The organism is Psychrobacter sp. van23A (assembly GCF_030845275.1).
Taxonomy (GTDB): domain Bacteria; phylum Pseudomonadota; class Gammaproteobacteria; order Pseudomonadales; family Moraxellaceae; genus Psychrobacter; species Psychrobacter faecalis.
In genome coordinates this window covers 2813064-2825102 of the sequence record NZ_CP132595.1, presented here as the reverse complement: position 1 = coordinate 2825102, position 12039 = coordinate 2813064, and the positions used below count along the sequence as shown (strand labels likewise).

Annotated in this window: 11 protein-coding genes; 4 read left to right on the top strand and 7 right to left on the bottom strand. The window is 43.9% G+C overall.

Features of this window, described 5'->3' with window-relative positions; translation table 11 throughout:
* The first annotated feature begins 55 nt into the window (after positions 1 to 55).
* Positions 56 to 745, top strand: a complete 690-nt coding sequence (locus RAH45_RS11995) for a putative quorum-sensing-regulated virulence factor (RefSeq protein ID WP_198328613.1) — start codon at positions 56 to 58, stop codon at positions 743 to 745.
* Between the two features lie 51 nt (positions 746 to 796).
* On the opposite strand, the gene RAH45_RS11990 is transcribed toward RAH45_RS11995, so the two are convergent.
* Entirely contained in the window at positions 797 to 1687 is an 891-nt protein-coding gene (locus RAH45_RS11990) for an alpha/beta hydrolase family protein (protein ID WP_198328615.1), read from the bottom strand.
* A 450-nt stretch (positions 1688 to 2137) separates the two neighbouring features.
* Between RAH45_RS11990 and RAH45_RS11985 the strand changes: the two genes are divergently transcribed.
* Positions 2138 to 2815: an LOG family protein gene (locus tag RAH45_RS11985; RefSeq protein ID WP_198328617.1), complete on the top strand. Its 678-nt coding sequence runs from the start codon at positions 2138 to 2140 to the stop codon at positions 2813 to 2815.
* A 102-nt stretch (positions 2816 to 2917) separates the two neighbouring features.
* Here the strand turns inward: RAH45_RS11985 and RAH45_RS11980 are convergent, their stop codons facing one another.
* Positions 2918 to 4465, bottom strand: coding sequence for an FAD-dependent oxidoreductase (locus tag RAH45_RS11980; RefSeq protein WP_306495298.1), 1548 nt, complete (start codon positions 4463 to 4465; stop codon positions 2918 to 2920).
* A gap of 597 nt (positions 4466 to 5062) precedes the next feature.
* On the opposite strand from RAH45_RS11980, the gene RAH45_RS11975 reads away from it, so the two are divergent.
* Together RAH45_RS11975 and RAH45_RS11970 are read left to right on the top strand one after the other, a co-directional pair.
* Positions 5063 to 5497 (top strand): COG4315 family predicted lipoprotein, encoded by a 435-nt coding sequence (locus RAH45_RS11975; protein ID WP_068405150.1) that lies wholly within the window; start codon positions 5063 to 5065, stop codon positions 5495 to 5497.
* Between the two features lie 377 nt (positions 5498 to 5874).
* Positions 5875 to 6153 carry a type B 50S ribosomal protein L31 gene (locus tag RAH45_RS11970; RefSeq protein WP_068405148.1) on the top strand — a complete coding sequence of 93 codons (279 nt, stop codon included), beginning with the start codon at positions 5875 to 5877 and terminating at the stop codon, positions 6151 to 6153.
* A gap of 116 nt (positions 6154 to 6269) precedes the next feature.
* On the opposite strand, the gene RAH45_RS11965 is transcribed toward RAH45_RS11970, so the two are convergent.
* The 5 genes from RAH45_RS11965 to RAH45_RS11945 all read right to left on the bottom strand — a co-directional run bounded on the left by RAH45_RS11965 (position 6270) and on the right by RAH45_RS11945 (position 11747).
* On the bottom strand, positions 6270 to 7124 hold the full coding sequence (locus RAH45_RS11965) for an SGNH/GDSL hydrolase family protein (protein ID WP_068405146.1): 855 nt from the start codon (positions 7122 to 7124) through the stop codon (positions 6270 to 6272).
* Positions 7118 to 8515 (bottom strand): nicotinate phosphoribosyltransferase, encoded by a 1398-nt coding sequence (locus RAH45_RS11960; RefSeq protein WP_102076943.1) that lies wholly within the window; start codon positions 8513 to 8515, stop codon positions 7118 to 7120. The genes RAH45_RS11965 and RAH45_RS11960 overlap by 7 nt, the downstream gene beginning before the upstream one ends.
* A 129-nt stretch (positions 8516 to 8644) precedes the next feature.
* On the bottom strand, positions 8645 to 9709 hold the full coding sequence (locus RAH45_RS11955; protein ID WP_198328621.1) for a bifunctional nicotinamide-nucleotide adenylyltransferase/Nudix hydroxylase: 1065 nt from the start codon (positions 9707 to 9709) through the stop codon (positions 8645 to 8647).
* A gap of 270 nt (positions 9710 to 9979) precedes the next feature.
* A complete protein-coding gene (locus RAH45_RS11950) occupies positions 9980 to 10615 on the bottom strand; it encodes a glutathione S-transferase family protein (protein ID WP_198328622.1) in 636 nt (211 codons plus the stop codon).
* Between the two features lie 142 nt (positions 10616 to 10757).
* Positions 10758 to 11747, bottom strand: coding sequence for an alpha/beta fold hydrolase (locus tag RAH45_RS11945; protein WP_198328623.1), 990 nt, complete (start codon positions 11745 to 11747; stop codon positions 10758 to 10760).
* Positions 11748 to 12039: the final 292 nt, after the last annotated feature.

The following is a 12039-nucleotide window of genomic DNA, read 5'->3' as shown; positions in this document are numbered from 1 at the left end:
CTATGTAGAAAACTGTTATTGCTACCTATTTTTAAATAACGATGGCCAAATCTTTATGACCGACATTGCGCTGATTATCGATACCGAAACCGACCAAGGCCGTGATCCGCGTCCGATTCAAGTGGCGACGATCAATGTAGCGACAGGATTTGAGTGGATGAAATACTTTAATAGTGGACGCTCGATATCGCCCGTCGTGATTAGAATCCATGGTATCACCGATGACGATGTCGCCGGTCTTGAGCGCTTTGAGCTTGGGCAATTTGAGTTGCCGCAGTACTTGATTGGCCATAATGTGCGCTTTGATTGGCGGGTGATTGGTAGTCCGTCCGCCAAGCTGATATGTACGGTGCGGCTGGCGCGCGTGGCCTTTCCAGAATGGAGCGCTTATGGGCAATCGAAATGTATCGAGCAATTATTAGGTAAAGGCGAGGCAGGTAAAATGACGATTGCCGCTCATGATGCGCTGGGTGATGCGCGCATGTGTTATCTGCTGTATCAGGCCTGCTGCGAGCGCCTAGCAATTGCGCCGACAGATTTTGCCGCAGCACACGCTATCGCCAATAAAGCCAATCCACTGAGCAAAATGCCCTTTGGTAAACATAAAGGCATGCCGATTAAAGACGTGCCAATTAGCTACGTAAAATGGATGCTAGGCAACATTCATAATATGCAGCCGTCGCTGTATTCTGCGTTGACCAAGCGTGTGCAAGCAGAACAAGCAGCAAAAATCACGCAAGACTAAATAGACTTGCGCTTGAAAGGCCTGCGCTTAAACGACTGCCCTAAACAAAACTTATTGCTGCTTGGCTAGCCAATCGACTGCCATTTGCCAAAGCTGCGGGGCTTTAGCATTGGTTTTGCTGCTAAAATAGCGCATATGACCGATACTGTTTAAGCCAAATTCTTCGGGGTCAAAATAGTATTTTTCGACTGGCATTTTGCTGAAGACGCGAATCATATCATCGATATTTTTGCTATTGGCAATCTCATCATCGCTAAAGCCGAGCCACAACGCAGGCATATCAATCTCATCGTAAAAATGGGTATGAATACTTTTACCAAAAGCGGTTTTAATATAGCCTGCGCCATTGCACCACTCGCGCCATTGACGAGCGACGCCGCGTGGTAGTGGCTCTCCCATGCCGATTTTATCCGCTGGCGTATAGCCTAGCGTTAAGTTGGTGAGCGGGATAAAGGCGTCCATAAAACCCATCGCTTTGAGCTTATAAGGCATGTCCATATTTTTAATTTGCCCTGATGAACAAGCGACGTTAAATACTGAGGTAAGCGCCTTATAATTTGGCATCAGACCAATCAGCTGACCGCCAGCGCTATGTCCAATTAAATGATAAGTGGCATCAGTAAATTCGTCTTGTAAGGCATCAAGGACGGCTGGCATGTCATGACGCCCCCAACTGATTAAAGAAGCATCACATTTTGCCAAATCGGTGCTAAGTGATTCGCCGATACCTTCGTTATCAAAGGTTAAGACCCCAAAGCCACTGGCTGCTAAATAAGTGGCAAAATTATGATAGAACTGGCGTTTTATACCAGTAGCCGGCGCGATCATAACCGCGGCTTTCACCTCGTCTGTAGGACGATAAACGGTCGCTGCCAATGCTCGATTGCGCTCAGTCATGATGCTTAGGGTATAAATATCTGTTTGATTGTGCGGATTTTCCATGGTTTAACCTTCATGTATTTTTGTCATTTTTATGAGTAAAAGTTTTTTTATCAATCAGTATTTTGGGTCAATAAAAACGCTTGCTAGGCGCTCAGCGTTTAAAAACCAGCGTTTAATAATCAATATTAAGCGTGCAGTCATTAAGCCGTGATTGGTTGCTTACTTTATAGCCTAGCTGGCGATAACCGCATGATGACTTTGCAGTAACACTGCTTATGGTAAAATAAATCTTAGTGAGGAAGGTAGGCGAAAATGACTTCTAAGTTCTATGAGCAAGCTCGACGTTGTATATTTTGAGCGCTATTTTTCAGCAATATTTTAATTATTATCGATTAAGCAGTATGTATTTTGACCAAATAACACATATCAATAAACTACTATGCATGAATAAACGTGTTTTAATAGCTAAGTATTTAATAAGAACAATGTATATAAAATTAAGGAAACTCTATGCAAATGAAAATTAACAATGACACCTATGAAGTTATTACCAGTCAAGACATTACCAATATTGAAAAAGCTGTGGATAAATCAGCGCTCACCATGCCGCTGGTCGCGGTTTATTGTGGCTCGCGTTTGGGCAATAATGACGTTTATGAGCAGGCAGCGCGTGAGCTTGGTAGTGCGCTTGCCGATAATGGCATGGGTTTGGTCTACGGCGGAGCGAGCATCGGGCTGATGGGCGCAGTCGCTGATGAGGTCATCCGAGGTGGCGCGCAAGCGGTTGGTGTGATTCCAACCTTTATGCTCAAGCACGAAATTGCCCATGAGCAGCTGACCCGCCTGCATTTGACCGATACCATGCACACCCGTAAAACGGTGATGGCAGAGTATGCCGATGCCTTTATTACCTTGCCGGGCGGGCTTGGGACGCTAGAAGAAATCATGGAAATCGCCACCTGGCGTCAGCTATATCAGCACGAAAAACCGATGATTATTCTTAATATTAATGGTTTTTATGACTGTATGATTGAACATTTACAATATACCGCTGAGCAAGGCTTTATGAAGCAACAAGACCTTGAGCGTTTGGTCGTTTGTAATACCATTGACGAGGCGATTGCCATGCTAAAAACCGTCGTAAAAATAGATGACGCCGTTGATACCGAGAAAATGGCGGGAAACTAGCAGCGGTTATCTTTATCAATAACTAAATATAAAAAAGAGAGCAAGGCTAACATTAAGCCTTGCTCTCTTTTTTGCTTTGACTTTATTAACATTTAAATCATTTTAATTAGTCTCATGAATACCATGATTTACGCCCGCCATTGCCAATGGAAAGCCGCGCTCTTGCGCCAAATGACGCGCGACTTTATCAATCGCCACGCTATCATTTTGTGCCAAATACGCCCATTCATGCGCATAACGCTGACGGTTTTCTGGTGCCTCAAAATCAACCAAACCAAGCGTCGTCAATTCATCAACGATTTGATCAGCAGCAATCAGCGTCGATGAGGCTTTGACGTTTTCTGCCCGCGCATAGCGAATATTAGAGTATAAGCTCACATCGGCAACGCGCAGCGTATCGTCTTGCCCCGGTATTTGCTGCCCGCCATAGAGCGCATTGCCAACTGTACGCGCGCTATGAAAGGTTGGGACGAATTCAGCCACGTAATCAATGGCTTGCTGGCTGCGCGCTTGCAGCGGCGCTTTATCCCAACCGTCCTCGATATAATGCAGGTATTGCGATGGCAATTTCGGTTGCGCGCTATTTTTGTTAGAAGCAACCAAACCATCATCAAATAAGGTGATAAATTTACTCATGCCATGTATCTGAAAATAACCATCAGGGTAGGGCGTTAGTTGCGCCATGCCCTCAGGGGTGCCGCGCTCACCATAGACGATGATTTCTGGTATTTGCCCGCCCGTATCGTCCCAATAAGTGATATAAGAGGATTTAAACTCGACCATACGCGTGACTTTGACCCCGACCATATCATCGATGATGCCAGTACGAAAACCACAAGCGTTGATTAAGTAATCAACTTCGATAGAATCCGTTTTGGCTTCAAATTCGGTTTCAGTATCAGAGCGCGCTGCTTGTTGATAATCAATGCGCCATCTGGTCACATGATGGTCAGCATTTGAGCAGTTTTCACAATTGACTGGCATCACTTGCTTCACCTGCGTATCGGTAAACACGTGCGCGTGCTCATAGCCTTCTAATGCCAATTGTGCAGACGCTGCCAAACGGAAGATATTCCAGCCATATTCTTGTACGACAATTAGCGGAAATTTAACCTTGTTTAAATCCAAATACTTAGCAACTGGTATCATCCATTCATCAACCGTGCGCGGCACCGCGACTTGCTCGCGCTCAGATAAGGCAATCAGTTGCTCATGGCTGTAGAGCTGATAGTAGTTTTCAGGTTCGCCGAGTACTTTATTATTAGCATCTTCGGCGATAAGCTCTCGATAAGCGTCGGTTAAGATGTCTAAGCGTGGCAATAAATCCTCAGGCAAACCTTCATCGCGTGTTGGCACCGCAAATACCGTCGGGCGTACATCAATGGTATAAGGATAAAGGCGCAGAATATCGATGCATTGTTTGAGCAGGGCAACGCAATCTTCATCAGGTATTTCACGATATAGATTGCCGCCCGCATGCAAATGACACATCGGCGGCCCATCAATCAGCGAGGTGTTTTTTTCAAATAAATACGTCTCAAGGCCTAATGCCGCAAGGCGAATCGCGATAGTTGCCCCCGCTGTACCACCACCGAGAATACCAACCCGTTTGCTAGCAGGCGCTTGATTGTTCATAACAGAATGAGTCATTGTCGTTGTTATATCCTTAGTCGCATTCCTATATTCAGTTAGTAGGAATGGCTCGGCGTCTTTGTGAAATAATTCGTTGCTAAGTTTCTTTTCTTAAGTTTTTTATATTCGCCGTGCTTATATGTTAAATAACGTGTTTTTCTAATGCGTATGTTTTTTCATGCAAGGCTACCGATATGCGTACAGCGAACCCTAAGTTCAACAGTCATTTTAAACCGCCATAGTCATATTTCTCATTGTGTAGTAATTCTTAATATAGGTGTCTTATTCTACGAAAAAATTACTCAAATTAGCATGGCAAAAACGTAAGTAGATGCATAAGTTTTGTCAAAGGACGGCAAACAAGGAGCGACTAAAACACAGCTTTGTAAAAGCATTTTTAAAAAATTGAAGAGCAAACTTTATTTAATTTGTAAACTTTATGTGCTTTTGTAAATTTATATGATGCGAGAAATAACTGATTTTATGTCTGTGCTATAGTAAAAATACTTATGGTCAGCTTTAAGCCGTTTTTTGCTTTAAGGTATAGGATTGCAGACCACAAGAAACCATATAAAAGAAGCAATTTAAAAAACCACTATTAACAAGGACGTTATTATGAAACATATACTTATGTTATCTGTCATTTCTGGTGCATTAGCGCTTAGCGGCTGTTCTACGTTTAACAATATGCTGGGCAAGGATGATTCTGGCATGCATGAGGTGCAAGCGACCACTAAAAATACCGCTCCAGTTGCCAGTAAAAACGGTATGTTGGTCGATGCAACCAATCATATGACCTTATATACCTTTGATAAAGATTCTATGAATAAATCAGAATGTGGCTCAGCTTGTCTGGTTGCTTGGCCAGCGTTTTTGGCACCAAGTAATGCCAAAGCGTCAGGACAGTTTGCCGCCTTTAAACGTGAAGATGGCAAATATCAATGGGCGATGAATGGTAAACCGTTATACTTTTATGCCAATGATACCAAGGTTGGCGATAAAGATGGCGACAACAAACTTGGCGTTTGGCATATCGTAAAAACCAAATAAGTTTCCATTTTTCCAAAAATAAGTTTTCCAAAAATAAGTTTTCCATAAAAAAGGCAGCTAGCGTGGCTGCTTTTTTATGATTATTTATGTGGTTTTTTGACTCAGCATAATGGCGTTAAGTCGAGTTCATGGCATGGTTTTATCGTAGAAGCGGCTTGCATCGAGTAGCAAAAACCGTTAAAATCGCGGTTTGATTTTCCCGCTGGGGAAAGGCTAAGTGAGCAGCGGTGTGGTGTTGGGTGCTGGAATAAGCCAGTGACGTAATTGCCAGACTGATAGATGTCCTTAGTGCCTCAGTTACGTATGTGAGCGTGCTTGATAGTCAAAATGCCATTAAGCAAAAGTGCTTTCCATACATCGGACATAGAGAGTTTATTATGCGTAAAGATATCCATCCTAATTACCAAGAAGTTTTGTTCCATGACACCAACGCTGACGTGTTTTTCTTAACTCGCTCAACCGTTAACACCAAAGCCACTCGTGAATACGAAGGTAAAGAATACCCATACTACCCACTTGATATTTCAAGTGCGTCGCATCCATTCTATACTGGCGAACAACGTAAAACCTCTACTGAAGGCCGTGTTGCAAGCTTCAACAAACGCTTTGGTGCGTTTGGTGGCCGTAGTAAGAAAGCGGCTGATTCTGCTGAATAATTTATACTTATGGTGTAAATACATATCGCGAAGCAGTCTTTTGCTAAGCAATAAAAAACCGCTGACTATTCAGCGGTTTTTTTTATCTAAATTTTAATGTTAAGTATTTGCACTACTCAGCTACTTAACTTAGTAGTCGACGAATCTAGCAACTTCACAATCAATTCTGCCACTTGCTGCGCCCAATAGCCATACATCAAACTGCTTGGATGAAAGCCGTCGCTGGCAAACATCACTCTGATATCGATCGGCGTGCCGTTAGAGTGTTCTTCTATCATGCGCGCAAAGTTCGTTGCCATATAAGTGACATTGTCATGAGCGGCACAAATTTGCTGCAAGCTATTATCAAGGATAGCGGCTTTGGCACCAACGAAGTTATTCAATGGCGCAGGTATTGCAGGCATTTGTGCCATCGGCGGTAAGCTTAAAAAAACCAGCTCGCGTACGCCAAATTTACGCTGGGCGATAGCAATGATATTTTCAATCTGCTGTTGCCATTGAGCCGCAGAGACTTTGGAGGTGGTGTCATTAACGCCGACACTTAATACCATCACATCAATAGGTTGGCTCGGTGCAGGCAACACATAAAGCCTGCGCAAAATATCAAAGCTGGTATGACCCGTGGTCGCTTGCAACGACCAGTTTAAGGTATCAAAAGCGCTTTGGATAGCAGGCTGCTCAGTCAAAATAGGTATCAAATGACCAACCAGCGCCTCTTGTTGGGTTTGACTACCGACGCCAGCCGCTGCCGAATCACCAACGACCATCAGGTTCAATATATTATTGCTTTTACCCTTTGAGGTAATAGGCAAGTTATTGAGCTGAACCTGTCCATGACGCTCGCCATTTGGCTCAGGTAGGCGTACGGTATCACGCTTGATTTTGTGCCCTTGATAAAGGTAAACAGGAGCAAGCAGCACGTCCTTGGCAGCAGCGGTTATTTTATTTTGCATTTTTTTAGTAGCTACCATCCTGCACGCTCCCGAATCGTAGTGAGGTTGTCTTCAATAAGTAATTTACCATCGATATATACATCGCGTAGTAGGTTATCTGCAGCTGACGTTAAATTATCCGCTTTAATGGTATCTATGTTGCCTTTGCTATTTTTTATGAGTGCCAAACGGCCTCTTTTTGAGCGTTTTGAGCGACTGGTGACAGGGTCTTTATAGATATCTTTCCATACACCATCGATAGAGATGGCACTGGCTTTCATCGCCCAGCTCATGGTATCGCGATTGACTTGCTGCAATAAGCCGCCGCCCATCCCAAAGGTGATATTGTCGGCGCTAAAGCCTGCGTTTAAGACCACATCGATGATTTTGCTTAAGCTTTGCGGGCTGATACCATCGCCTTGGATAATGCGTACATAGTCGGGCAGCACTTTATAGCCTTTGCTATTGATGGTGGTGCCAAACTTTACCGCCAAACGCTCCAAGGCTTCGCGCACCACTTTTGCCGGATCGCCGCTATCTGGACGGATAACCAAAGTTCCGCCCATATTTTTGACGTCGTCTTTTAGGCTACCGCCCCAAATATTATCAATGGCATTCCATAAATCATAGCTGTCAGATACCACAGAAAAACTTTTACCAGCGCCGCCAAATTGTTCAATCATATTGGCAAAGGCGGCAGTTTCTCCGTCGCGACCCCACGCCGTCATGGTGCTATGCTCAGCAGCAGGGATAGAAAAAGCAGCTATTTCTTTGTCCATGTGATACCAGCGGCTGGCGGCAACCAAGGCCGTCATCGAGTCGGTACCAGCAAAGTTCACCAAATGCGCAAGACTACCAAGGGCGACAGATTCTTGACTAGACGCACCGCGCGAACCAAAATCATGCAAACGGAAAATCAGCGACTCGGTATTGTCGGCAGATTTTTCTAGTGCCTGACGAATGATGCCTTTGCAATAGTGCGAGACGCTAGCGACGGTTGAGGGATACCAAATCGCACGCAGTAGCGCCGTTTCGATATAGCTTGGTAGCCAATAGAACTCAGGGTCAGTATTAATAATTTGGCAGACCACATTGGATGCTGGAACGACGCTGCCTTCAGGAATGGCTTCGATGCGCAGTGGCAGATAGCCGCCATACTTATCGACTAACAGCTCCCAACCGGCACGGTTAAAGGTTAAGCCATGGGCTTGAATGACCGTTTCGGCTTCATCGATATCTTGATGGGTAATCGGCGTGCTAAGGTATTCTTTGATAAAGGCTTGCAAGCCAAAAAATACCACATCGTAGTCACCTTTACGCGCTTCGATATAGCTTGATAGATACTCGCTACCTTTTGGATATTGCACCCAATGGGAGGTTTTATAGCTGTCGCTATTTAAGATTAAATTGTTTAAATTGCTGGTGTACATCACAGAACTCCTCTGCTTTGAGATGCCGCAGCTGTTTTTTAATAACCGCTGCGGCGGTGAGCCATTGCCGTCTATCGGCGCTGGCGTGAAAAAAGGTTAATAAAAATTGCACAGTCGCCTGATAAAAGCCTACAAACCAACCATTTTAGCGATAATCGCATAATGGTCTTCAAACATCATGGTGGCATCAAGCTCAGCGAGTGGCAGCCAAAACGCTTTGGCTGCATCGTCGCCACCTTTGACTTTTGGCAACCCTTTTGGGTCGTTTTTTAGCTGAAAATAAAAAGCTTGGGTAATCGTACGCCCACGCGCTGAGCGATACGGGTCGTCAAAGGTATGCTGACTATGACAAGAGCCGCGTAGCACCGGTTCAGGCACTTTTAAGCGCGTCTCTTCGCGTAGCTCGCGGATACAGGCATCAAAGAGTGTTTCTTTTGGATTCAAAAAACCACCCGGTAATGCCCATAGCCCGCGTCCTGGCATACTGCGGCGTTCAACCAATAAAATATGCCCTGATTGTACGACGAGCGCATCAGCGGTCATAAAGGTCGGTGGATAAGGCGCAGATTCCCATTGTCTTTTATATTTATCGACAAAATCGGCTTCTTCATGCAGGTTTTGATAAATATCGGTCTTTTTAAAGTCATTGAGGACGTTGCGGGTCGACTCAGGGGTGCGCTCAGGCGTTGGCGTGGCACCCATCAGGTAGCTGTCACGAATAGGGGTCGCGGATAAATTGTGATAATTGGGTACAGAAACCGACGCCCAATTTGGGAATAAGGATAAATAATAAGATGAGCTGTCTTTTGAATGACCAATCAGCCCAATATCAGCCTGTAAGTCGCCGGTGACGGATTTGACGCCCGTCTGCACATATTGCAGCCAACGCGTGTCATTGTAGAGTGCATCGTCGAGGCCGACACAGTGAATTCGCGCCGCTTCTGCTGGCAAGTAGGTGTTCTTAATCATCGCCGCCCGTTCATCGACACTAAATGGATTACGCAGACTGCGCGGCAGGTTGGCAGAACCGATCAGCATAATGACGTTATCGGCACGTTTTAATGCTTCATCGACCACTGCCTTATGCCCGCAGTGAAACGGCTGGAAACGTCCAATAAATACCAAATAACGGTAGTCTTTACTGTTATTTTTATCCGAGCTTTTATCCGAACCTTGCTCTGCTGATTCACTCATAACGGCCAACTCCTAACTTACTGCTATTAATTATCAATTTAAAATGTCTCAAAGAGGCTAATACTGACACAGCCTATATCTGGCTGACAAGTATAAAGATGTTTAGTGCCGTGACTTTATCGCTTTAACGAATTTTAGCGCTTGGTTTTTGCGCCATGAATGTTATTTTAAAGGATAATATTTTTATAGATATAAAAGCAAAAACCCTTCTAAAGGCTAGAAAGGTTAAGGTTAGAAAGGTTTTTGCAAACGCTCAAAGCATTAATAATATCAAATCTCAAGTGTTTTGATTTTTTCTAAGCCTTGCTGCTCAATGACGGCGGTCAAACCTTTATCTTCTTCAATACGTTTGACAAAGGTATCAAGGTTTTTATAGTCAGATAGATCGATCTCAAACTTTTTCGCCCACGTTAGGGTGATGTATAAGTAAATATCAGCCGTGGTTTTACTGCCTGTTAGATAATCAGTTTTACCGAGCTGCTCGTTGGGCAGTCTAAGCAAATGGGCGATTTTTTCTTTGGCCTTTTGTTTTAAGCTTTCTTGTGCTGCATCCCCTTCAACAAAGCCATCAGGGCCAAAGAGCGGGGCAAAGGCTTTATGCAGATCCGCATTCAAAAACCCTAGCCAATGCATCAGTTCACCTTTACCAGCTGGTGAGGTATCTGAACCAAATATATTGGCATCGGGATAGGCGGCATCGATATAGACTTGGGTGGCTATGTTTTGAGTAATGATAGTGTCGCCATCGACGATAGCTGGCACCGCGCCTTGCGGATTGATACGTAGATATTCTTCTGATTTGACCGAATCGTGATCTAAAAGCTTAAGCTCGTAATCTGTCCCCGTCCATTCGAGGGCAGTGTGCGGTACAACGGCGCAAGTTCCTGGTATGACATATAACTGCATAAACTACTCCTGTGGATTTATTATAGCGTTCAATCCAGTCTAAACAGCCAATCTGGCCAAGTCAGTTATGTTATGTGAAGTTAGTTTTAGGAGATGTAGTATTATGCTGTTTGCGTCATTTGACCTATTCTAATCTGCAAGTTTACCCTGCATGTTGCGCAATCCATGCCGCCACCGTTGGCCAAATCTCTTTGGCAGCCGTACGACTGTTTAAAATGCGGCTATGGGTATAATCATCCAAGTCACCATGACTTCGCGCGTATTCACGAAAAACGTTAGCAGAGTTTTTGTTGAGCGAGCGATTAAAGTCGTTAAAAAGTGACAGGCAACCTCGAGTTGGCGAGATGAATTTATCACCCTTGGCGCTGATAGCATAAATGGGTACGGTAATATTCGGCATATACTGCCGATAATCAAAAATCGCACTTTCAGGAGTATTTTGCTGGCGAGTGTGGCTATCAAAAGCACTTTTCTGAATACCATTCGCATTTATATCACTTTGTTTAATAAAACTGCTGTGGAAGTTTTTATGCAAATTCCACTCATACCATTGATTCATGGTGTGATGGTTTTCATTGATGGGTCCCAGTTTGAGTTTTCTGGCGGGTATATAGCCAAATAGACGGGTAAACATCTTGGCGGCGACTATTTTAAAATAGTTCTTCAGATTGACGATGGCGCCGTACACTTGGCAAGCAAACATGCTGATGCTATTTATTTTATTGATATACTGCGGATTTTGAATGAGAAACATCGTTAAGCAAGCGCCGCCGCCACTATGGGTGACGCAGTGTAAATTGCTGAGCTTTAATTCGTTAAATAAATAATCAAAAGTGGCGGCAAAATCATAGGTGGCGACAGTTTCGAAATTGAATTGGTCTGTGGGGTTTGAGCTTGCGCCATGAGCGCGCCATTCCATGATATAGCAATGATGTCCAAGCTCAGCTAAGTATTCGGCGATTCTTAAGCAGGTTTTTTTGTCCGAAAAAGTGCCGTGCGTTAAGAAGATATTTTGACCTTGATGCGCATTAACGATAGATAATTGATGGCTTTTTTCATTATCAAAAACTTCCCAAATAGCGATTTGTACGGCATCTTTGGTGGTCACAAAATTTAGATTCTCAGTCAACATACTGCTCTCTCAAAATAGTTAAGATTCTGATATTTATTCTTTTAAAATTTTCATAAGCTCTTTGGTGCATTCTACGCCCGCTAGACTTGATAAGTCTGCACACTGTCTTTATATACTATGAAGATAAAGGCAGCTTACTATAGGTAAGCCTTATTAAAAATAGCCATCGCTTAAAACCTCAGCGCTTAAAAATCGCTACTGCCAATTCACACTAGTGCGGTCGGAATTATGCGTTAAGTGCGCTATAATAGACATCATAAAGAGCTATAAAGAAATTTTCATCACGGTCAAA